General features: G+C 56.5%; 18 protein-coding genes and 2 pseudogenes. 10 read left to right on the top strand and 10 right to left on the bottom strand.

What is annotated here, in order from left to right; genetic code table 11:
- The first annotated feature begins 553 nt into the window (after window positions 1-553).
- Together AB7531_RS01560 and AB7531_RS01565 are read left to right on the top strand one after the other, a co-directional pair.
- Complete coding sequence (locus AB7531_RS01560; RefSeq protein ID WP_441279862.1) at window positions 554-811, top strand: helix-turn-helix transcriptional regulator; 258 nt, start codon at window positions 554-556, stop codon at window positions 809-811.
- Window positions 808-3,192: a DUF5906 domain-containing protein gene (locus AB7531_RS01565; RefSeq protein WP_441279863.1), complete on the top strand. Its 2,385-nt coding sequence runs from the start codon at window positions 808-810 to the stop codon at window positions 3,190-3,192. Before AB7531_RS01560 ends, AB7531_RS01565 begins: the two co-directional genes overlap by 4 nt.
- Before the next feature lie 1,577 nt (window positions 3,193-4,769).
- Here AB7531_RS01565 and tnpC read toward each other — a convergent pair.
- The 3 genes from tnpC to tnpA all read right to left on the bottom strand — a co-directional run bounded on the left by tnpC (window position 4,770) and on the right by tnpA (window position 7,166).
- Window positions 4,770-6,341: an IS66 family transposase gene (gene tnpC, locus AB7531_RS01570; protein WP_441280281.1), complete on the bottom strand. Its 1,572-nt coding sequence runs from the start codon at window positions 6,339-6,341 to the stop codon at window positions 4,770-4,772.
- A 73-nt stretch (window positions 6,342-6,414) separates the two neighbouring features.
- A complete protein-coding gene (tnpB, locus tag AB7531_RS01575; RefSeq protein WP_441279864.1) occupies window positions 6,415-6,762 on the bottom strand; it encodes an IS66 family insertion sequence element accessory protein TnpB in 348 nt (115 codons plus the stop codon).
- Window positions 6,759-7,166 carry an IS66-like element accessory protein TnpA gene (gene tnpA / locus AB7531_RS01580; RefSeq protein WP_135172928.1) on the bottom strand — a complete coding sequence of 136 codons (408 nt, stop codon included), beginning with the start codon at window positions 7,164-7,166 and terminating at the stop codon, window positions 6,759-6,761. Before tnpA ends, tnpB begins: the two co-directional genes overlap by 4 nt.
- A gap of 240 nt (window positions 7,167-7,406) precedes the next feature.
- Between tnpA and AB7531_RS01585 the strand changes: the two genes are divergently transcribed.
- The 7 genes and pseudogenes from AB7531_RS01585 to AB7531_RS01615 all read left to right on the top strand — a co-directional run bounded on the left by AB7531_RS01585 (window position 7,407) and on the right by AB7531_RS01615 (window position 14,644).
- Window positions 7,407-8,684 carry a hypothetical protein gene (locus AB7531_RS01585; RefSeq protein ID WP_441279865.1) on the top strand — a complete coding sequence of 426 codons (1,278 nt, stop codon included), beginning with the start codon at window positions 7,407-7,409 and terminating at the stop codon, window positions 8,682-8,684.
- A 9-nt stretch (window positions 8,685-8,693) separates the two neighbouring features.
- Window positions 8,694-11,408 (top strand): hypothetical protein, encoded by a 2,715-nt coding sequence (locus tag AB7531_RS01590; protein WP_441279866.1) that lies wholly within the window; start codon window positions 8,694-8,696, stop codon window positions 11,406-11,408.
- A gap of 93 nt (window positions 11,409-11,501) precedes the next feature.
- Window positions 11,502-11,639: pseudogene (locus tag AB7531_RS01595) on the top strand (IS256 family transposase); the annotation flags it as partial.
- A 367-nt stretch (window positions 11,640-12,006) separates the two neighbouring features.
- The gene (locus AB7531_RS01600) at window positions 12,007-12,171 is read left to right on the top strand and encodes a hypothetical protein (protein ID WP_441279867.1); all 165 of its coding nucleotides are present in this window, start codon (window positions 12,007-12,009) and stop codon (window positions 12,169-12,171) included.
- A gap of 103 nt (window positions 12,172-12,274) precedes the next feature.
- Window positions 12,275-12,829 carry a 2OG-Fe(II) oxygenase gene (locus tag AB7531_RS01605; RefSeq protein WP_441279868.1) on the top strand — a complete coding sequence of 185 codons (555 nt, stop codon included), beginning with the start codon at window positions 12,275-12,277 and terminating at the stop codon, window positions 12,827-12,829.
- Window positions 12,830-12,943: 114 nt separating this feature from the next.
- Window positions 12,944-14,305, top strand: coding sequence for a tetratricopeptide repeat protein (locus AB7531_RS01610; protein ID WP_441280282.1), 1,362 nt, complete (start codon window positions 12,944-12,946; stop codon window positions 14,303-14,305).
- Between the two features lie 39 nt (window positions 14,306-14,344).
- Window positions 14,345-14,644, top strand: a complete 300-nt coding sequence (locus tag AB7531_RS01615; RefSeq protein WP_441280283.1) for a glycosyltransferase family 9 protein — start codon at window positions 14,345-14,347, stop codon at window positions 14,642-14,644.
- 263 nt (window positions 14,645-14,907) lie between these two features.
- Here AB7531_RS01615 and AB7531_RS01620 read toward each other — a convergent pair.
- From AB7531_RS01620 to AB7531_RS01650, 7 genes and pseudogenes are all read right to left on the bottom strand, one after another.
- Window positions 14,908-15,047: pseudogene (locus AB7531_RS01620) on the bottom strand (transposase); the annotation flags it as partial.
- A gap of 48 nt (window positions 15,048-15,095) precedes the next feature.
- Window positions 15,096-16,238 carry a YcaO-like family protein gene (locus AB7531_RS01625; RefSeq protein ID WP_441279869.1) on the bottom strand — a complete coding sequence of 381 codons (1,143 nt, stop codon included), beginning with the start codon at window positions 16,236-16,238 and terminating at the stop codon, window positions 15,096-15,098.
- A gap of 119 nt (window positions 16,239-16,357) precedes the next feature.
- Window positions 16,358-16,564 (bottom strand): hypothetical protein, encoded by a 207-nt coding sequence (locus tag AB7531_RS01630; protein ID WP_441279870.1) that lies wholly within the window; start codon window positions 16,562-16,564, stop codon window positions 16,358-16,360.
- 32 nt (window positions 16,565-16,596) lie between these two features.
- A complete protein-coding gene (locus AB7531_RS01635) occupies window positions 16,597-17,223 on the bottom strand; it encodes a hypothetical protein (RefSeq protein ID WP_441279871.1) in 627 nt (208 codons plus the stop codon).
- 11 nt (window positions 17,224-17,234) lie between these two features.
- Window positions 17,235-17,702 carry a GNAT family N-acetyltransferase gene (locus tag AB7531_RS01640; RefSeq protein WP_441279872.1) on the bottom strand — a complete coding sequence of 156 codons (468 nt, stop codon included), beginning with the start codon at window positions 17,700-17,702 and terminating at the stop codon, window positions 17,235-17,237.
- Between the two features lie 457 nt (window positions 17,703-18,159).
- Window positions 18,160-18,900, bottom strand: a complete 741-nt coding sequence (locus AB7531_RS01645; RefSeq protein ID WP_441279873.1) for a hypothetical protein — start codon at window positions 18,898-18,900, stop codon at window positions 18,160-18,162.
- Window positions 18,897-20,168, bottom strand: coding sequence for a tyrosine-type recombinase/integrase (locus AB7531_RS01650; RefSeq protein ID WP_441279874.1), 1,272 nt, complete (start codon window positions 20,166-20,168; stop codon window positions 18,897-18,899). Before AB7531_RS01650 ends, AB7531_RS01645 begins: the two co-directional genes overlap by 4 nt.
- Before the next feature lie 275 nt (window positions 20,169-20,443).
- Here AB7531_RS01650 and AB7531_RS01655 point away from each other — a divergent pair, with 275 nt between their 5' ends.
- Window positions 20,444-21,430, top strand: coding sequence for an NAD-dependent epimerase/dehydratase family protein (locus AB7531_RS01655; RefSeq protein WP_063980303.1), 987 nt, complete (start codon window positions 20,444-20,446; stop codon window positions 21,428-21,430).
- The last annotated feature ends 57 nt before the right edge of the window (window positions 21,431-21,487 follow it).

Here is a 21,487-nt window from a genome sequence, read left to right on the forward strand (position 1 = left end):
GGTGGCGACGGTTGTGCATTTTCGGTTTCGAGCGTCACTGCCGCAAAGGCCCCCCGTGGTTTGACAACATGGTGTGTCCGGGATTTGAATAAGCCCCTGAGCAATCGATGCTCGATCCATGGGAGTGCTTTGGAGACGACAACCCGTGTCGTCAACCAAAAAGGATTGGATCTCATGGAAAAGAATAGACAGCAACGCACTTCTTACATTCGGTCATTCGATCGGCGTTTCATGGTGCAGATTGAGCCAGGCTGGCACGTTAATCTTCGCGCAGCTCGGCGGCTTCGATTAATCGCAAGGCCGCGAAGGTGACCGACGGCCGCGATTGATGAACGAGGGACCACGTGTCGAGCTGGTCCCTCGTGTCATCGGGTTTCTGCTTCGTCTCATTCTCCGCTTTCACCGTTCCCGGAGAACTACTCGCGTCATTCTCATGAACCACAGCACAACGTCGGTTCGACGCTGCTTCTATAAGCAGAAATAAGCCCCCACGAATCTCGAGCAGAGATGCTGCATAGCCCTCGCTAGTAAAAACAGCTAGCGGAGTCAGCTAATGACTGAGCGATTTCTAAGCGTGAAGTCTGTCCTAGATCGAGTTTGTTTGTCGCGGACGGAGCTCTACGAACGAATGAAGCAAGGAGCATTTCCGCGAACGATTGCTCTTGGGCCACAAAAGGTCGTTTTCATTGAGTCCCAAATTGATGCGTGGATGAAAGCGCAGATCGACACTAAGGACGTTGGAGTAGAATGGCGTAAATCGCGAGCTCAAAGCGCTGTAGCGGCGCGTCAGGTGAGAAAGGCGGCGCGATGATCGAGCCTATTTCACCCAATATTGAGGCGTCAGTCGATTTCTTACGGAAGATGTATCCCTCAGGACGGTGGGTCCTGACGGCGATCGGACCTAACCGGCAAGGTATCGACACTCAAACATTTGGTCCTCTTAACGAAACGGCATGCAAACTATGGCTACGCAAGTATGGTGGCCATTGGAATATCTATTGGTCCGTCAACCCGCCGCTGCGTGATCTGTCCAAGAAGGCCGAGCGTGAGGACATCAAGGAGGTTGCGTACCTCCATGTCGACGTGGACCCTCGTGCAGGTGAAGACCTAGCCGAGGAACGGGTGCGCCTTGAGGCCCTGTTCAGCGGCGACAGCATCCAGCTGAAGCAGTCCAACGTCCCCGCTCCGACTGCCGTGCTGTTCTCAGGCGGTGGCTATCAGGCCTTCTGGCGGCTGGAGGTTCCCATTCCCGTCAATGGGGACCTCCAGCTGGCGGAGGATGCCAAGCGCTACAACCAGCAGCTTGAGCGGATCTTTGGTGGTGACAACTGCCACAACATCGACCGCATCATGCGCCTTCCGGGCACCATCAACGTGCCGGACGAGAAGAAGCGCAAGAAGGGTCGGACGGCGCAGCTCGCCACGCTGGTGTCGTTCACCGACGAGACCTACCCCCTGGGCAAGTTCACCGCTGCTCCGGCGGTCCAGACGCCTGACGTCAAGGGCTTCACCGATGGGCAGGCGGCCAAGAAGGTCGAAGTCTCCGGCAACATCGAGCGCCTCGACGACATCAACGAGCTCGACAAATGGGGCGTGCCCGACCGGGTGAAGGTCATCTGCGTCCGGGGCAAGCATCCGGAGGAGCCCAAGGAGGGTGACAACAGCCGCTCCACGTGGGTGTTCGACTGCTGCTGCCAGCTGGTTCGGGCTGGCGTGCCGGATCAGATGATCTTCAGCATCCTGATGGACCCCGACTTCGGCATCAGCGAGAGCATCCTGGAGAAGGGTGGCTCAGCTGAGAAGTACGCCATCCGTCAGATCGAGCGCGCCAAGGAGGAGGTCGAGGAGCCATGGCTGCGCAAGCTGAATGAAATGCACTTCGTTGTTGCGAACCACAGCGGTGACTGCGTAGTTGCCGTTTTTGATCGTGAGAACGGTGACGGTCTCCCACAGCTATCATATCAAACGTTCGGCGCGTTTAAAGGGCGCTACTGCAACGTCGATATTGCGACGGGAACTTATAAGGGGAAACTCGTCACCATGGAGCTTGGGAAATGGTGGCTAAAACATAAGAACCGTAGGGAGTACCTTGGAGTCATCTTCCGCCCTGGCCGCGAGGAAGTCCTCAACGGCTACTATAACCTGTGGCAAGGCTTCGGGGTCGAGCCGAAGGAAGGTGACTGGTCTCTTATGGAGAAACATGTCCGAGAAACGCTTGCCGGGGAGCATGAACCCAGTGCTGATTACATTCTCAATTGGGCTGCATGGGCTCTGCAGAACCCAGAGAAACCGGCGGAGGCGGCGCTAGTCTTCCGAGGCGGGCATGGAGTAGGCAAAGGAGTCTTTGCGCGTAGCCTCGTGCAACTGTTCGGCTGCCACGGAAAGCAGGTAAACGCTCCCTCGCAATTTGCTGGGAAATTCAATGCGCATTTGCGAAATGTCTGTCTGCTGTTCGCGGATGAGGCTTTGGTGCCTAACGACCCCCAAAGTCTCTCCATAATAAAAGGTTTGCTCACGGAGCCCCAGTTGCAAATTGAGGGCAAAGGAAAGGACCTTGTTCAAGCAATCAATCACGTCAAAGTAGTCATGGCTTCTAACGAGAAGTGGGTTGCTCCAGTCCAGAATGGTGATCGCCGGTTTGCCGTTTTCGATGTCTCCGACAAATATAAGAACCAACAAGAGTACTTCGACAAATTGTACGCTCAAATGGCAGATGGAGGTTTACAGGCAATGTTGCATGACCTTCAGAGTCGACCGTTGGGAGATTGGCATCCTCGCAGGATTGTAGAGACCCAAGCACGTAACGACCAAAAGAACGCGAGCCTGACAGGCTTCGAGCGCATCTGGCTTGATATCTTGCGGACGGGAGAACTGCCCGAGCCAACAAATTCAGAGTCAGCAAGGCTGAGGCAAATGGACGAACAGCATCCGAGGCTTTCGACATCTGAGCTTAAGGAGTATGCGCAGAAATACGCGCTACCGGGAGAAAGAATAACGACGACCGAAATAGGGCTTCTTTTTAATGAGCTCGGTTACAAGAAAATTGAGGACAGCAGGCCGCGCTGCTACCAAGTGCCTAAACTGGCGGATGCTAGGATTGGATGGGACAAAGCACGTGCGCCGGAACGATGGGATAGCACATCCTCTTGGTCGCGCTCGGGGCGGGCTCGCCCTGATGTCAGCCCTTTTTAAGGAGAAACTCTCGCTCTGAATGCGGCCATTAGAAATGCCGTCACTTGAGCGTCAGAATGTCAGCGCGAGGAGCGTCTGCTGATAGTTCCTATCGCGCGGCGGATCTCCGATAGCGTCCGACTGTACGGCCGAGATGCCGCTTAGACTTCAGAGTGCATCGCGCGATTCAAAGACCCCGAGTTCGCCGAGTTGCCGGCTTTCCCTGCTGCTAGACTGGATCATGTAATTACTCGGGTTTCATTTTCTTATACTCCGTCGATTGGCGAAGAGTCGGAAGAGTCGGTGAAGCCGGAGAGACTTCGAGAATACGGTGTGTTTGCCATATCCGACTTGTCTCCGACCTCCGACTTAGTTGCGATCGCGACACGGGCCGGCCTTCATTTCTGAGAGAAGGGGTTAAACGCGTCACCCATTGCGAGCGAGATTTCGCTTATCGGCCTGTTCATTAGAAGAAATCGGTCGTCCTTTCGGCTTCAATTTCGGCCTCTTTTTACCTAGCTGCTCAAACAACGGAGAACGTCGCGGGGCCCACCGGCGTTTATGATTCCGGCGATTCATCTTAATTATTTGTCCTCCCTTCGCGCGCGCGTAGGCACCAAGAATAAGCCCCCGCGAAGCGATGAAAAGTTTCCGCTAAGAGCAAGAGGTCAAAGAAGGAGTGCACATGTTGATCAGCGATGTTGCCGCGGTTCGAGCGAAGCAGGAACATATTTTGCAAGCACGGCGCACGGCCAAAAGTCTCCATAAGTGCCTAGACGACGGCGTTCTAATGCAAAGGGCGGACGTACTTTCCGCCCTGCTGAAAGAACTTGAGCATCATTGCAGGGCGGGAGGATTGATCTCTGATAGATAGAGGCGTGCTGGCACCCCGCTCTTCTAAAGGTTGGGCCCGACCGAAAAATATTGTGATATCCATAGAGGCTACGGCGTTCGCGGGTCTATTGGGGAAGCGCGGGGGGAGCGAATCCTTCAAAGATTTGGATCGGTCATCTCGCTGGCGAGCGTTGCCTCGTGAGAAGGTTTTGGATCAGCTGATTAGACGTCAGTCGCGGTGTCCGCTTCATCTTCGATTGCCGGCCAATGGTACGGGGGCCATATTAGTCTGAGATGGACCAACGGACTAAACCGCTCGCGCGGTAGGCGCTGCGGTTGACTGCACAGCCAATAGAATAGCGCGACGGGGTGTCCTGCTTTGAGATGAGGGTTCAGAACCTTCACTCAAAACAGGCGCCCCCATGACCGACGAGGCAATGAGCCCGTTGCGCCGACGCATGATCGAAAGACATGACGATCCGCAAGTCCGCGCCGAAGACGCAACACCATTCGCGGCGCTCCTCCGACGATCCCCGTTACGGTAGGTTTCGAGGACGTCCGCCGCTACCAGCGACATCTTGCGGAGAGCCGCGCTGGCGTGCCGACCATCGATCAGACAGTATCGACCGTGCGTTTATCTTTTTTGAGGTTACGCTCAAGTGCCACGAGATCGTCGATTATGAGATTCCGCTTGGGTAGACTGTTGTGGGTACGCATCCGGCGAAGGCCCCCGGCTAGGCCGCTTTCGGGAAGGCTGATCGCGCTCAAGCTGCGTGAGCGACGCTTTGAGACTGCCAATTCCAAGGCAGCAGTTCGTCAATGCGCTTGGCAGAGTGATCCGGTAGGCGCGCCAGCACGTCGGCAAGCCAAGCCTGCGGGTCGACGTCGTTGAGCTTTGCGGTGGCGATGAGGCTGTAGATGGCAGCCGCACGCCGGCCGCCCTCGTCGGACCCAGCGAAGGTCCAATTTTTTCGCCCCACGGCGACCGCCCGTAGCTCACGCTCGGCAGCATTGTTCGACATGCAAAGCCGTCCGTCATCCAGGAAGCGGCTAAATGCATCCCAGCGGCTGAGGCAGTAGTTGATCGCCTTGGTCGTGTCGTTGTTCCGGGAGAGCTTGGCGCGCTGCTCGCGCAACCACGCCTGCAGCTCGACGATCAGGGGGCGGCTACGCTCCTGGCGCACACGCAGGCGCTCCTGCGGAGCAAGACCGTTGATCTCGCGCTCGATGGCGAACAGGGCATCGATGTGCTTGACCGCCTCGGCCGCGATCGGCGCCTTGCTGAGCCGCGCCAGATCAAAGAACTTGCGCCTGCCGTGCGCCCAGCACGCGGCCTCGATGATCGGGCCGCCCTTGCGATTGGCCTCGTAGAGCCTGCCAAAGCCGGCGTAAGCGTCGGCCTGCATCAGTCCGGCATAGCCCGCCAGATGCTGCTCCGGATGCGCACCGCCACGATCGGGCGAGTAGAAGAACACGGCCGCCGGCGGATCTGGGCCGGCAAACGGACGGTCGTCGCGCACGTAAGTCCAGAGCCGTCCGGTCCGGGTCTTGCCCTTGGCCAGGACTGGCACCGTGGTGTCATCTGCGTGGATGCGCTCGGCCGCGAAGACGTGGCTCCGGATCGCATCGACCAAAGGCATCAGGCTTGCGGCGGAGGCACCTACCCAGTCCGCGAGCGTCGAGACGTCGAGGTCGATGCCTTCACGCTGGTAGACGTCGCTCTGACGATGAAGCGGCAGATGCAGGCCATACTTGGCGAACAGGACATGAGCCAGCAGCTTGGGCCCTGCACGCCCGCGCGCAATCGGGTGCGAAGGAGCCGGCGGCTGGGTGATCGCTTCGCAGGCCCGGCAGACGAGCTTCTCGCGCACGTGCTGGATCACCTTCCACTGGCGCGGAACGAGCTCCAGCGTCTCGGTCACGTCCTCGCCAATTTTGCGCAATCGGCTGTCGCCGCAGCATGGGCAGGTGGCAGGCACCGGATAGATAATGCGCTCCCGCGGCAAATGCTCCGGCAGCGGCCGGCGGGCTGGCTTGCGGCGCTCGAACGATGGCACCGCAATCTTCTCGGCTGCCATCTGCGCCGCGGTCTCAGATTGCGCCGCGTTCTCCTCCAGGTCGGCGAGCTGTAGCTCGAGCTGGTCCAGCAACGCGCCTCGCTCGGAGGACTGTCCGAACTGCTCATGCCGGAGCTTCTTGATCGTGAGTTTGAGCTTCTCGATCAGCAAGGTCCCCGCCTGGGCCTCGGCTTCCGCGGCCAACCGAGCGGCTCGCTCGGCGCGCAGCATTGCCTGCAGCGTGGTCACATCGTCGGGAAGAGAATCATCGGCGCCCATCGCCGACCAGAGAATCACAAGGCGCGGTCTCTGTCCGAACCGCTGATCGCGCCGTCGATTCAAATCACAGAGATCAGCCTGCCGCCTGCGGTCGCCAGGTATGTTGTGGCATCCGCCAGTCGATACCCTCCAGCAGGTAGCCAAGCTGGGCTGCGGTGATTGTCACGACGCCATCAGCCGACGATGGCCACAGGAAGCGGCCGCGCTCCAGCCGCTTGGCATAAAGTGACATGCCCAGTCCATCGTGCCAAAGGATCTTGATCAGCTTGCCGCTTTTGCCACGGAACACATAGAGGTCGCCGCCGTGCGGGTCTCGTTTGAAGGCTTCCTGCACCAGCAAGCCCAGTGAGTTCATGCCGCGACGCATGTCGGTGTGGCCGGTCGCAATCCACACCCGCACGCCCGACGCAATGGGGATCACCGAAGGCGTCCATCTGCCAGCGCCGCCACGGCGGCCTTAAGCGTCGCCGCGTCGACCGTGCCCGTGATCCGCATCCGAGCCCCCGCCGCAAACTCGATCTCGATCGCGCCGATGCCGGCCGGCCCGACCGGACCAGACGTCGGCCCCGATTCCGCGACCACCATTGCCGGCACGAAGCCCGCTTGATGGGCGGCATCCTTCGGCTCAGGCCGAAACGACCGTCGCCATCGCAGCAGCAATGAGCGCGAAACGCCATATCGCCGCGCCGTCGCAGCGACCTGGCGCGGCGCCTGTAAGCTCTCCAGGACGATCTTGAGCTTCTCGTCCTCGGACCAGCGCCGCCGCCGGCCCGTGTCCACCACCTCAAGCCGTTCGACTTGGGCACTGCGCCTATCACTGTCCATAAGGACAGTTCTCAACAACACGCCTCATTCGGCAAGGCGGCCTTCACCGGACGGATACTGTTGTGGCGCGACTGTCTCTATCCCGGACTACAGCATGCGTACCAAGTCAGCGTTTTGCTTTGATACGGGCTCAGAAAGGATCTATGTTTTAGAACTTCTGCTCTGATCAACCGGATTACTGCGGCGTTAACTCGCTGGCATCGAGAGTTCTTAAAGGGTGAAGGTTTGCAGCGAGCTGAGATGATCGGTCATTTGTTTGACTGGACTGTTGAAAGAACCGAGAAAGACTATCGGGTTGTCGTAGTGGAGCCGCCGTTCATCGAGCCTACTACCCACGGCGGTATATTTGATTCGGCTATCACGGCTTTACTCACCTCGGACAATGCTCCGGTCAGTGATCTTAGACCAAACGTGCCTGTGATTGAGCGGTTCGACCTTGTTACATTTCCGGAAGCGTTTCTGCCGGTCGCGGACTTTATCCGAACGATCGGCTTACTCTCCCGCTTTGAGCGGCTCGGCTGTATCCACGTCGGATTACGCCCGGACCTCAACGAGGAACATTTGTTCGACAATGCTTCGATCTTGAATCTTTTGGCCGAACTCCGATCAATTTCGTCTGTCGAACTTGAAGATCTTGAAGGTGTTCTCTCCTGGATCAAGCGGCAAGCTGTCGGGAAGCGCTTTAATTTGGCGTGCCTGTTCACAATTGATGCGAGAGCAAAGCTTAGAATATGCCTCCATCCCAAAATGGTTAGATCCAAAGTTGAAGCAGGCGCGCTCCCCGAGCGGGATATGGCTCAGGGAGATTTAGTTAGTCTTGTTAGGCTAATCCCGAGTGATCCGAATCTACTAAGCATAACAATGCAGCCGCTTATTTGCTCTGATGCGCTTCAGCTTGACAGTGATCGACCAGGGCATTTGCCGATTGATGCCGTGAACAGCAACGGTTCGTGCTTCGGTCAAGCCATTCCCGATTATGTTGATGTGGTTTCTGTTGCGACTTGCACGCCGCAGTCTGAAAATACAAGCCAAGGAATGATTGCAAGCAGGATGTGGCATCAACAGTTCCGTGAATCTTTCATTCGTGCTGCTAAAGATCCGAGCTGTCAACGTCATGCTCACGCAGCGTTTGTTCTTGCAAATTTTTGGTCGCTTGGCGCGAGCGACCAGATCGACTCCAGTGAAATAGGAGGGCTCTCCGGAGTGTTCCTACCTGTGAAAAATCGAGCGGGTATCAATCCAAATTTCATGGAGCTGTCGACTTACGGCAAGAACGAAGGCGATATAGATAATAGTTGGTCGATGCCAGCCGACAAAGTTGGTCCGAAGCGGAGCGTGCGGGGATACATCGCCCAACTTAGTCCTCGTGACATGGAGCCGCCGCGGGTAAGAATGCTGCGGATGACCGTTCATCGATTGCCTCGCCATGCTCCTCCTTGGGGAGCAACTGTAGGTCTGCGCGACGTAAACCTCCATTACGTTGACGTCCAGCTACCGGCAGACAGTTTAAGTTCATAGAGAGCGATCATGACAGAGGTAAACAAAATGCCATCGTCGTTCCACGGCCAGTTGCGCGCGAATGTGTTTGGCTGGGTTTCGCTTCGACACTTCTTGCCGGCTAACAACTTGCGCGATCTGATTTGGTGGTTAGTGGAGGAGGTGAGCGACGGACAGATGTCGTTTGATCAATTGTTCGACGAACGCGAAATACCCACCATGCCCGGACTTGATGGATGGATTGTCCGTCCTCAGAGAGTTGAAGGGAAACTTGCTGCTTACCTTCAGCGCGCGATCCAAGATATCGTTTGGCAAGCGGATAGCGACGGGTTTCCACCAGAGGATGGCGCGACCCCAGCACAGCTACTGAAAGCGCGATCTCTCGAGCAAGCTCTTGAGTTGGGCACCCGCGATTTTAGTGTTGGCCAGCGTGAATTGCGGTCGCCGCTCAACGACCAGGTTTGCGAAGCGCTGCTCGATCTACTGCGTAACGGTTCAGCTTGTTTAGCCGGCAAGGCGGAGTGGTCGGAGCTTCCATCTGTTGCTATCAATCGGGTCAGTAATTTATATCCACCACTTGCAATGCTTCTCTTGAAGCATATCGGCGATCTTTGCGCTGATGCCGACGCTTGGCCGGTCGCCGAGGACTTGTATCGAAAGTGTCGCGATAGGTTGGGAAGTCAGAGCAGAGAAGACTGGCGAGTGCTCTCCGAGCAGTTCGCTGATCTTGTTGACCAATCGATCGCAGCGGCGGTGAGGGTCAACGCTGGTCCGGAAGCAGCCTTCGCGTTCTTGCGTGAGAACCTTGACGGGGGCTCACTTAAAGAGCGTCCTCTGCTTAAGCTAAATGCTCCATTCGATGCTCTTTCCGCAGCGCTGAGCGTCGATGCGTTGGCACTGAAGTTTGTCGACGATCGGACCGCGCTGTTAAAGCCGCCACTAAGCCACGAATCGCATCGGCTTGACTGGTCGGTTTTCTCGATGACGGGGGCTCGTAACCGAGGCAGCGCTTGGAAGCGTTGCTGGGCGGTATTGCGACGTCAGATGGCTTTAGGACTGTCAACTGAGTCCCGAGATACTATGGGAGCGTTTGCTCAGATCCTTCTTACTTTGGTAGACGAACCCGAACCTAGCAGAGGTCATCTTGTTGATTTTCAGCTGTCTGTGCGCCTTCTGATACAAGCGGGAGATCGCTCTCATGTTGATGACATTATTTGGTCCGAAAGGTTGGTCGTAAGGTTTGTGGATGACGCTGCGATTGAGCTGGTCATTTCGCTTTGTCGAAGACATCAGGGCATGTCGATCGAGCGGCACCGGTCGGCCATTTCTGTGCTTACGGGGTGGGCGGAGAAGATTCCACAGGACCGACGACAGCTGGCCCACGTTATTGTCGATTTTCTTTCAAAGCAGGCGCGAGACGGAAGCACATCGTTCTCTTCTAACAGAAACCTAGCGCTAGCAGGGCTTGAGGCGTTAGGCAGATTAGCAAGAAGTAGGCCGGAGCTTTGTCGCGATCGTATTGGATCAATCCATTCAGCTATTGTGACGCGCCTTCGGCCGCAGGCTCATTGGTACCTGCACGCGAAGACCATTGAGCTTGCCTGTCTTACGATCGACATGTTTTCCAAAGATCAGACGCGCGAGCTGATCGACGACACGTTGGCTCTCCTTGCTACTATAAGGCCCGAGACCCAGTTGTGGCCCGTGGTGGGGCCGGCACTGCAGTTCCTGCTCGCTGATGAGGTGGTATCTCTGGCAAATGTTGATGCGGAGGTTGGTCGCCGAATAGTAAACGCCATTGTCACGTTCAGCGCCGGCGGTCGATCGGACGCGGCCGGACTTATCCAAAACCTTGAGCGATTTGATCGCTCCTTGTTGGACGTAAATGTCATCACTGAGCTGGGCGAGGCTTTCATAGGGCGACTCGTGCCATCGGTGAAGCGGCTCAATACCAGCTCTAATGCAGCTGAAATCAGAGCTTTGTTAGCAATTCCGTCATTGTCAGGGAAAGTAGGCGTGACAGCGGCCGTTGAGGCGTTGGAGGCTGTTCTCAGCTCCGTGAACACGAATCGACCTGCGATGGGAGTTGCGAATGCTTATGCAGCGGTGATTGCCTTGGCCGGTCGTCGCGCAGAGTTTGCTGCGCTGCTCGGTGAGGCATATGTGGACGAGCATTGGAATGTGCTCCTCAAGCACATCTTTGATATGTGGTCGGCTGCAGTCAACACCCCAAAGCTTCTTGCGCCATTCTCAATTCCGGAGCCGACAAGTCCGAACCGAATTACGGTCCATAATTGGACATACGCTTCGCTTCGGTTTGCAAAAGACCTAGATCAGGAGGATCGGATGCTGCAGTTTCTCAGGGGCATCGAGTCTCCGATCTCCTTGCGCGAGCCGATCGACCTCGCTATCGCGACAGGCGCCGTCTCTGCGGATTTCAAAGACCAGCAAGATAGCGACCTTGGCGATGAAGGAAATGATGCCTTCTATGCTGGTTTAGGACGTCGGCTGGTTCGCGTGCTGAGTGAAGAAGAAGATGTCGCGAAGCGAATTTGCAGTGAGTTGCTGCAGGAGTGTTTAATAAGAGGTCCGCGGGGCCTAGATGCTGCAGTTCTAGCAGAAGCGCTGCGACTTAGGATAACGAACGATGCCAGCCGGACATTAGTGCAGGACTACCTACAACGCCTAAATTCAGATCCATCTATGCGGCTCGCTCTATGGCCGCTTGTCGCTGGCTTAACCTAGGAACGCCCTTCCTGAGCATAGCCGGAATAAGCGGGTATCAAATCGCGGACCAACGCGCAGAAGTCGAATGTCAAGATGCCGCGACGCAGTCCTATCGTCCGCCTCATCGGAGCGATCCTGCTCGAACAGAACGATGAGTGGACCGTCCAGCGCGACCGCCACATGACGCTGAAAACCACCTCGCCCCTGAGCGATGATCCAACCGTCAGCCTTCCGGAGATCGCCAGCTGACCGGCCCGGCTCTTGCCTACACCGACCTTTCCCCACGTGATGATGTTCAACTAAGCTGCAACATCTCTCTTGCGCTCTCGTCTGTTAATTGAGGCCTGGAAAGCAGTTTCTTAGACACGCTTTGCTAGTGTTCAGTCAGGCTAATTATTCTAACAGCTTGCTGTCTGCGCCACGCGTCCGAGCTGAAGTGGCCTCAGATTCCAGCCTCCTTGTCAGCGAAACTTTCGGCTTGAAGATTGAAGACATCGTCTCTGTCGGTTTGCGAGTATGCCGTGCGAGAGAGAACTCGCGTTTAACGGGATTTTGCTTGCGCTTTTAGCTTATCAGATTGTATAAAGCTGGTCCGGCAACCTTTTGGGAGGCTAACATGTGCGATTCAAATGTCGGCGTTGCCAAGCGTCTCGATCTCGAAAGTATTTCGGAAGATATCGCCGATCTCGTCAAGCAGCTCGACAAGAAGGTCGAAGGCGAGATCAGCGTTGACGAGCTAAAAAAGATTGAGAAGAAACTCCACGATATCGTTCATAAGTAGAACCCGCTCCCTGACAAGCTATCCGAGATCTCAGTTCGACTGAAACTCAGACGCGGGCTGCGCAAGAACACGAAGCCGTTTTGCCAAAAAGGGAGCATGAGGCATGACGCCGCTTAGTCTCGACCCATGGCCCCATCTGGTGCTTGATGACTTTCTTCCGACGACGGTGTTCCAAGAATGCCTTCGTGAGATTGGTGCTGAGGACTATGACTACGAAATCGAAAGCCGTGGCACCGGAAGGATCGAGTTCTCGCTTCTCAAAAGTAAAGTCGCTTGGCGAGCAGTATATTCTAAGGAGACGATCGCACTGTTGTCGCTCGCGTTCGGCGTGAAGATAAAGTTAAATCGAGATAACTACGTGCAACTTCGTCGGATGAATGATGCAACACCGGAATTTCCAGTGCACAATGACTTTGCGTCGAGAGAAGATACGATAGCGTCGTTTCTCTACCTCAGTCCCGGCTGGAGAAGCACCTGCGGTGGACGTCTGCAGCTATACAAAGCTGAATCACAAAACGTCCCGTCGTTGTCGATCGAGCCGCTCTCTAATCGGCTGGTTGCGTTCCGAACATTGCCGTCCAACTGGCATTCCGTCGAGAGGGTGCGAGGTTGGGAACGCTTGGCCATCCTCGCGTTATGGGACATCGAAGACCTTTGAAATTGACGTTGGCGTATGTTTAGTGTCCTCACCATTTGGGTTGCGACGGCGATCAACTGATCGTGCACTCCTAACTGGCTTACGCTATCCAGGAGCGGTCCGATCCCAAGCTTGATGCCCGCAGCCTCGCCGGAGCGCCCGCGATCGGTTGCAGAGGCGTTGGTCCACCATCAAATAGGCAAATTTGACCGGGCGGCGGCCCTTTATCTCCAAGCGCTGGAAACTCAGCCCAACAATGCTGAAGCGCTATATTTTCTCAGTGTCTTGCGCCACCAACAAGGAAACGCTTTGGAAGCGGTTAAACTGCTCACTAAGGCGCTCGCAATCGAACCAAATCACGCTGAGGCTTGTTACATTCTTGGCGTAGCCCTGCGGGGCCTTGGCCGTCTGGCTGAAGCGGAGGAAAGTTACCGGGAGGCGCTGCGTCTGCAGCCGGCTTATCCCGAGGCTCACAACAATCTCGGCGTGGTCCTGCGCGACTTGGGCCGCCCGGGGGAGGCTGAGGAGTGCTATCGGGAAGCGCTGCGCCTGCGGCCGGATTATCTCAAGGCTCACTACAACCTCGGCGGAGCCCTGCGGGGCCTCGGCCGTCCAGCAGAGGCGGAGGCGAGCTATCGGAAAGCGCTCCGGATACGGCCGGACTATCCCGAGGCTCACAACAATCTCGGGAATGTCCTGAGCGATCTCGGCCGCTTGGCGGAAGCGGAGGCAAGCTACCGGGAGGCGCTGCGTCTGCAGCCGGATTGTCCTGAGACTCTCAACAACCTCGGCGGCGCCCTGAGCGACCTGGGCCGCACGGCGGAGGCGCTGGCGTGTTATGAGCGGGTGCAAGCGCTCCAGCCGGACGATGTCTTGGCTCATTTCGCTCGCTCGCGTCTTCTGTTGTTGCGCGGGGAATACGCGGAGGGTTGGCGCGAATTTGAATGGCGCTGGCGCGGCGGCACGGCGGAGAAGATCAAACTCCGAGGCTTCGCCGCGCCGCAATGGCATGGCGAAGAGGTCGCAGGAAAGACCTTACTTCTCCACGCTGAGCAGGGGTTCGGTGACACACTCCAGTTCTGCCGCTACGCGTCGCTCGTGGGAGCGACGGCGCGGGTGATTCTCGAAGTCCAGCCCTCACTGGTGCGGCTTTGCTCCAGCCTTGCTGGGGTTTTCCAAGTTATTGCTCGTGGCGAGCCGCTGCCTGCGTTTGATATGCACTGTCCCCTGATGAGCCTTCCTCTCGCTGTCGGAACAACACTCGAAACAATCCCCTCAGACACGCCCTACTTGGCCGCTGACCCCGTACTGATCGCGGGCTGGCGCGAGCGGCTTTCCTGTCTCGATGGACTTCGGGTCGGTCTCGTCTGGGCCGGCTCCCTGCGGTTGGAACCAGAATTGATTGCCATTGATCGGCGCCGCTCAATCACTTTCGCCACGATGGCGCCGTTGGGCGATGTCTCGGGGGTCAGCTTTATCTCGTTACAAAAGGGCTGACCGGCCGCTCAAAGCGCTGATGCCAGGCTGCGCTTGGCGGTGCATGACTTCACGGCCGATTTACAGGACTTCGCCGACACGGCCGCGCTGATTGGAGCGCTAGACCTCGTCATTAGCGTCGACACCTCCGTCGCACATTTGGCCGGCGCGCTTGGGAAGCCGACCTGGCTCCTCAACCGTTTCGACACTTGTTGGCGCTGGCTGTTAGACCGCGACGACAGCCCTTGGTACCCTCAACTGCGCCAGTTTCGCCAACCCACTCCGGGCGACTGGAACAGCGTGATCCTCACGGTGCGAGATGCGTTGCGGTGTCAAGTTGCCAAGGCCGACGTCACCTGACATCAACAGACAAGTTTGGACGGGACGAGCGTTTGTCTGCGCACGCTTGCGGTGCTTTAAGCTCGCACAAATCACACAACAAACAAGCATTCTTAAACATGTTTGTGGGACGCCGCGTTGTCGGTATCGCTGAAAGTCACCTAAGCCTGTTCTCCGCAGATTTGCATAACCTGCAGGCGCCTATGTCGGTTGCCGCCTTGATCATAGCGACGCGCGGTGCCTTTGGACGCACTTCCCCGCCTTCAATTGGCTCGGATGACTGCAATCGCCGCACCACTGTCCTTCCGGAGTCGGCGATCGTTTTGTGATCGGGAGTTAGGTGGCCGATCAGCCACATTACCTCGAGATTACGACACGCCTCACGTTCCAGACAGCGGCTGGATTGCACTCGATTGAGATAACCTTAGATGTAAAGCTCACTGAGACTTGCGATCGCCCACAGCATGGGTCGTCAAATCGTGGATTCAGATAGAAAACGCCGGCCGCGCGCTCCTGGTAGGACTGGGACTCCTCGAGCTACCAGATGAAATCGCTCTAATCGGGGGGCAACAACATGGGTTACCCAAACGGGGCCGTCAACGATCACGCGATAATAGGCATTCACGTTGACTCTTTCTAGCCGATCGAGGATCCGACCGATTTGAGCCTCGGGCGTCTGTTCAACTTGCGAGGCATCACTGTGGATCGTCGGCGCCGCAATTTCTCCCCCCCTGTAGCAAAAGATCCCCTTGGAGAGAGCGCACTGAAGATACCTAGGCATCTCTCCTGGAGAGAGCTGGCACGCCCTAGTAGGCTTCTGATGAGACATTTTGATCAAGTGAAAGTGCTGCAACGCTTCCAGAACTGCACGCTCAACTGCGTATTGAGGTGAGAGCGATGCTCCTGAACCGAAGCAAGAAAAATGGTGGGGATCTTCGACATAAATGCCTGCCAGCGCCACCGGAACACCAATGTCGGTTGTGATGTCCCAGACTTTCAGATTTCCGCTAGTCTCTCCTGCAACGCTTTCACATATAGCGCGTAGCTTAGGCTCGAGACTCGCGATGTTTACTCGTCGTAGGGCTGCAGGCTGTTTCCGAATGACCGTTCTGAGGAGTTCTATACCGAGGGCGTCACGTTCAATAGTTTCAAGAAATCCATGCAGCAGAGCTTCGTGAATCGAAGTGCCCGCGGCAACGCCAGAATTGGTACTATATCGCTTGAGCGCAAATGCAGATAGTGATCGCTCCTCGACCTCCTCTGGTGGCAAGAAACCAGGATCGGTCAAAAAGGTCGGGTAAAGCACAGGACTGCTTCTAAATCCTTCGAAGAGAGTTCGCGACAACAGCAGCTGATGGCCATTGCATATGCGTTCGAACTCTGGGCTTCCTCCAGCAAGAAACGAATCGTCTCCAACTAGTGCGAGAACTCTTTGTGCGTCGATCCGATACCGGTTTGAGAATATTGAGTAGTAGTGTTCAATAGCCTCAAACAGAGCAGACGCTCTTGCCTGAACGCCAATACCCTTGCCGCACCCATTCGAAACTACCGCACCCGATTGCTCCAAATAACAAAAGCTCGTTTTTACCGAAGCCCCTGCGTCTTCATATCGCACGGTCGCGTTGATTCCCGAGAGAAATTGTGTCGCTAGTTCAAGCGCATCCGCTGCCGGCCGAGAGCGCTCGTGAACTCCATATGAAACGAGATCAGGTACCACTTTCCTGAGACGAGCAATTAGTCGGTATTCAATTTCAGGATTTCAATCAGCTCATCGGTTCCTTTGGTCTTGAACTTGAGCGTTTGAGTGCTCTTGCCGCGAATAACGATCTCCACCTCGGTCTCGCCATCAATTCCAGTACCTGCGGCTTCGAGCTTTTCTCGAAATTGATCCATAACAATCTGGAAGCCTTTTTCTTCGGTCTCAAAGAATAGAGCACCCATTTCATTCTCCCTTTGACTTCACAATCTATAAATCAAGCTGCCGTCTCGGTTGAGCTTCGGTACGTTTCGATGGCAAGTGGCGAAGAGAATCGATTTCCCTCCACCACGGCAAAGAACGCGTATTTGTACATCACTTTCGTGACCATGCGAGCATCGGACCGGAATGAATACGGCACTCCATTTGGGATGAAGAACCAGTCGCCAGGATTGAAAATTCGCCCGGCGTACGTCAGCGAGCCCTTGAGCACCGTCCTTAGGCTGCCGCCAGGTTTTTCTGGACTGTTAGCTGGGTGTACGTGCGGCTCAACGAGGGTATTTGGCGGAAATTCAGATATGAATACTCGCCATTCGCAAATATCGATTGGAAGCTGCCACTTCTTGATTCCGTCGGCGAAGGGAGCGTCCACGAGCAGCGCATCTCTTGCTTGATCCGCTTCCAGATCGAAGCTTGTCACAACCTTATTAGGGTTGACACCCAGCTCTCGCAACTCCGGCGAATTATACGCTTCACGCACAATGCCATACTCCGCCAGTTCCGCGGCCGAGTACGTCTTTCGCGTTGGATTAAAATGAATATTCCTCTCGATCGCTGCACGGCGCAGTGTTTCGACCTCCACATCGGAAAGTATGAAGTCCGTCTGGCAAGAGCTTCGGAGCATTTTTCCCCTCCCTAAACAACATGCATGATTTTGGAGTGGCTCTCTAACCGTTCGATCGAGAAGCCCAATTTCGTTAGCAGACCCTCAGCCACGGAGGACAATTGAGAGTTCTCAAGAACTGCGGCTTTGACAAGAAGTCCCTCTGTCTTCCACCGATGCACGAGCTCGCTCAGAATGGTCTTTGTAACCGCTCGATTGCGCCATCGTGGAAGAAGGTGCCAGTTTTCAATTACGACGGTTTTGCCGTTCTTGTCTAAGGCGGCCCACCCTATGGGCGCTTCGTCGACAGTTATCAAATAGTGCTCACCAGCCGCCCAGTATTTGGCGAATCTTTGAAATTCCTGATCTTCCTGCCAGTCCTTCGGAGCTCGCCTTCCCTGAGCCCCCGAGAACATGTTCTGCTGAGCGAATTCTGAAAAGAGAGCCCAAGCGAATCCACAGTCGCCCTGTTTTGCAGGCTTCATCTCAAGGTTCATCATCGCCTCCCTCGGATGGGATAGCGTAACTCAGTCTTTTCTTCTTTGCAATGACAAGTTGTGCGGGTCTTTTCGGCCACTACTTCCATTCGACGGGGTGCGATTCTGGGTAGGCGTTCAGCTATCGAGCCATAATCTTTTGTCGGAAAGAGATTGGTTGGCCCTGTCGGTCAGTCCGATGATCGTTGCCTGGTAACGTGAAACGCCATGCCGGCAAATTGATAGGCGCACGATCCAGTTGCCGGCAGCTAGGCGAACATTCTTGATCTCGCTAAATTCGAACAAACGCGTTTTCATTAGCTGGTGCCTGGGCGCAAGATTCGGACGTGACGATCCTACGAGCTCAACCTGCGCAGGGTTGGGCTCTCGCGCCGATGCGCTGAAGAGCGATTTTGAGTAGCATCAGGGGTGCGTAGGGTGGGCACGTCGGAAAAAAAAGAACCAAGCACCAACACGAAGGTCAAGTGCGAGTTTTCGCGCGGTTGGCGGATCTTTCGGACTGCGGCTTCGCCCGAAAGATGCGCGCCGCTTTTCTGCGACGTTCCCTAAGCTTAAGTTTTTCTTCCGGCGACTTTCTTTCGATCTTGACGCGTTCGACGACCGAATAGCAATTGCTGGCGGTGTATAACGGATCGAACAGCTTCGCCACTGTCAGAAACAGCTTGGCGGATGGATTTTGCGGTGTCATTTGCTCCCGAACTTCGCCTGCGATTTCAACGTACTCTTTTGCGAACACCGGAGCCCACGTAAGCATCCTCTTTCGCCTTGGTATCTTCTTCTCCCGGGATTGCATCTTGCGACCGGCCGCTCGGTCTATTTGGGAGCGTAGCTCGGTCCAAAGCTCTTTCAGGTCATCGTAGATGAGGCGAAGGGCTTCGTGAGGCGGTTGTCCCTTCGCGGGCGGATATAATTCTTTCCAAATCCCCGGACCCCATCCTCCGCTTCTAACCCATTCTTCGTCATAATATTCGTCGCCCGGTTGAAGAGGCTCTGGGTTCTCGTAAAGCTTCGGCGTCTTACGTGCTTCCTCGTACAACCTGGTGTCCGAATACGATTGTCTGAGCTTATTAAGGTCTTCAATGAGTTGATCCTCATATTCTGAAATTTCGCCTTCGCGCGCGGCGGCGGCGATTAGATGCGGATGCAGTTTGATTCGACGGTTGATCTCCTCATGCAAGTCCGGTGGATTGCGACTAGTCACCTGACGATCTCCGCAAGATGGCGTCCGTAAGCAGCGAGAGCCTCTTTCTTCTCATCGTGATAATCATATTTATTGTATGTTCTCTGTAGACCCTGCTTCGCGTGTCCCAGCACGGCGTCACGAACGTCTTGACTGAAGCCAAGGGTCGCTAACCTCGTTTCACAAGTCACTCGGAAGTCGTGGATCCGGTAACTCTGAAGTGATTGCACTCGCTGCTCGAGTTTGAGCATTGCGCTCGCCTCCTTGTCCATCCTCTCTTTAGCTTTTGAGAACCCCGAGACTGGTACTCGTCCCTCGCGAGAGGAAAAAAGAAATGCCTCAGGGGATCTGTAGGACGGGACAGTTGTGAGGATTTCGAAAGCCTCAGCGCACAGGGGGACTATGTGATCACGCCGGCTTTTGTAGCGAGCCCTCGGTACCTCGAGCCAGAAGTTCTGGGAGTCGAGTTCAGAACACCGCGCGCGAGCCCAATCATTGCGACGTTGTCCGGTAAGCATGAGAAGGCGAAACAGCGCTCCAAATGGATATCCCAAGCCGCAGGCGGCGCGCCAAACGGCTCTGAGTTCGAGATCACTCAGCGAACGGCCCGCTTCTGCGTTCGAGCTTAAATCGCTCCGCTTAAGACCCGCTAGCGGATTCTCGTTTATAAGTTCGCGATCGGCCGCCCAATTGAAGAAGCGCGACAGGTGCTTGCGCACCTCGGATCCGGCGCCTCGTAACTCTTTTGCTACCAGACCATCCAAAATCGCATGAGCGTCGCTCCGACGAATTTCATGCAGGCCTTTACCAGCCCAATGCGGCAAAACGTGAAGCCGTAGGACACGCTCAACGTTCCGCCATGAGCTGATGCTCGGTTTGATTTCCTGCTCGATGAACCGGTGAAATGCTCGGTCAAAGGTATTGTGATGTAGTCGGACATGGCTTGCTATGCGCTCCTGACGCACGTCCCGGCCCTCCGTTGCTGCGCGCAAAATCTCCTTCGCTCGTTCCCGCGCTGACTTAAGGTCGAGTGGCGGCGTTGCTCCGAGGGTGATCCGATGTTGCCTGCCCGTTAGGAGTCGTCCTGACGGCGTCACACCACCCTCCCCGGGGACCTTGTAAATCACACTGAAAGTTTTCGCCCCCTTAGGGGTCACTCGGAGAATTAAACCCGGGCATAATTCGTCGGTGATCTCCATGCGCCCGCTCTTGGGCGCGATCTTTGGGTCGTACCTAAGTCGCTCGACCCCCTGATCAGTAAACCTCTTCCGTCGACTACTGGCAGCCATTTCCGGTCCCTCGGGGAGCTCCGGGGGAGCAGAAACTGAGTGTTACCACCAGAACTCCACCGAACTAGCTCTTCGCCAGTTCCGTACCCGCGACAACACCTAGTAGTCTTGGGGGCTTACTCGTGGTTACTTGTTCGGATGAAAGGCACCGAACTTGCCAAGGTCGGGGTCGAGGGTTCGAGCCCCTTCGCCCGCTCCAATTTTTCCCAACGCATCCAGCCAAACCGGGTCGGGCCGTGGTTTTCCACGCCGCTGGCGGCTGTATTGGGTCTCAAATGACAATTCTGGTCACGGGCAGCGCGGGCCACCTTGGGGAGGCCGTTCTCCGTATGCTCCGGGGACGCAGTTTCCCCGCGCGTGGAATCGATCTGAAGCCATCGCCCTTCACCGATGCCGTCGGCTCGATCGTCGATCCCGATTTCGTGCGGCGCCAGATGGAGGGCGTCACCGCCGTGATCCACACCGCGACGCTGCACAAGCCGCATGTGGCGACCCACGGCAAGCAGGATTTTGTCGACACCAACGTCACCGGCACGCTCAATCTGCTCGAGGCGGCCCTAGCCGCTGGCGTGCGCAGCTTCGTCTTCACCAGCACCACCAGCGCATTCGGCTCGCAGCTTCGACCCGGAGCCGGACAGGCTGCGGTGTGGGTCACCGAGGATCTGGCGCCGGTGCCGAAGAACATCTACGGCACGACCAAGCTGATGGCCGAGACTCTGTGCGAGCTGTTCTTTCGCGAGCGCGGCCTGCCCGTCGTGATCTTGAGGACCTCGCGCTTCTTCCCTGAGGACGATGACGATCCCGCGATGCGCTCGGCTTACCCGCTGGACAACGCACAGGCCAACGAGCTGCTCTATAGACGGCTGGATATAGCGGACGCGGTGAGCGCCCATCTCCTCGGCGTCGAGCGCGCGCCGAAGATCGGTTTTGCCCGTTACATCATCTCCGCGACGAGCCCGTTCGAGCCCCGTCATCTCGCGGCGCTCGCGCGCGACGCGGCCGGTGTCGTGCGCGAGCTCTACCCGGATTGCGCGCAGCTCTATGCGGCGCGCGGATGGCGGCTATTCCCCGAGATCGACCGCGTCTATGTCAACGACCGTGCGCGGCACGAGCTGGGCTGGCGGCCCGAATTCGACTTCGCGCATGTCCTGAACAGCCTGCGCGATGGGACGGATTTTCGCAGCACGCTGGCACGCGAGATCGGGTCGAAAGGCTATCACGACACGGTATTCGACGACGGACCCTATCCCGTCGCCTCGTAATCGCCGTCTTTGCCGTTTTGCTCGACGCATCAAATGTCTGCCCGGCGTCACCGGGAG

It is taken from the genome of Bradyrhizobium sp. 63_E2_N1_3 (genome assembly GCF_052076005.1).
GTDB lineage: Bacteria > Pseudomonadota > Alphaproteobacteria > Rhizobiales > Xanthobacteraceae > Bradyrhizobium > Bradyrhizobium barranii.

Excerpts from the sequence above, each read along its gene's own strand:
- AB7531_RS01635 (WP_441279871.1), bottom strand. The coding sequence starts at position 17,223 with ATGCTCCGAAGCTCTTGCCAGACGGACTTCATACTTTCCGATGTGGAG.
- AB7531_RS01565 (WP_441279863.1), top strand. The coding sequence starts at position 808 with ATGATCGAGCCTATTTCACCCAATATTGAGGCGTCAGTCGATTTCTTA.
- AB7531_RS01600 (WP_441279867.1), top strand. The coding sequence starts at position 12,007 with ATGTGCGATTCAAATGTCGGCGTTGCCAAGCGTCTCGATCTCGAAAGT.
- AB7531_RS01630 (WP_441279870.1), bottom strand. The coding sequence starts at position 16,564 with ATGGGTGCTCTATTCTTTGAGACCGAAGAAAAAGGCTTCCAGATTGTT.
- AB7531_RS01560 (WP_441279862.1), top strand. The coding sequence starts at position 554 with ATGACTGAGCGATTTCTAAGCGTGAAGTCTGTCCTAGATCGAGTTTGT.
- AB7531_RS01605 (WP_441279868.1), top strand. The coding sequence starts at position 12,275 with ATGACGCCGCTTAGTCTCGACCCATGGCCCCATCTGGTGCTTGATGAC.
- tnpA (WP_135172928.1), bottom strand. The coding sequence starts at position 7,166 with ATGGACAGTGATAGGCGCAGTGCCCAAGTCGAACGGCTTGAGGTGGTG.
- AB7531_RS01655 (WP_063980303.1), top strand. The coding sequence starts at position 20,444 with ATGACAATTCTGGTCACGGGCAGCGCGGGCCACCTTGGGGAGGCCGTT.
- AB7531_RS01585 (WP_441279865.1), top strand. The coding sequence starts at position 7,407 with ATGATCGGTCATTTGTTTGACTGGACTGTTGAAAGAACCGAGAAAGAC.
- tnpC (WP_441280281.1), bottom strand. The coding sequence starts at position 6,341 with ATGGGCGCCGATGATTCTCTTCCCGACGATGTGACCACGCTGCAGGCA.
- AB7531_RS01650 (WP_441279874.1), bottom strand. The coding sequence starts at position 20,168 with ATGGCTGCCAGTAGTCGACGGAAGAGGTTTACTGATCAGGGGGTCGAG.
- AB7531_RS01640 (WP_441279872.1), bottom strand. The coding sequence starts at position 17,702 with ATGATGAACCTTGAGATGAAGCCTGCAAAACAGGGCGACTGTGGATTC.
- AB7531_RS01590 (WP_441279866.1), top strand. The coding sequence starts at position 8,694 with ATGACAGAGGTAAACAAAATGCCATCGTCGTTCCACGGCCAGTTGCGC.
- AB7531_RS01610 (WP_441280282.1), top strand. The coding sequence starts at position 12,944 with ATGCCCGCAGCCTCGCCGGAGCGCCCGCGATCGGTTGCAGAGGCGTTG.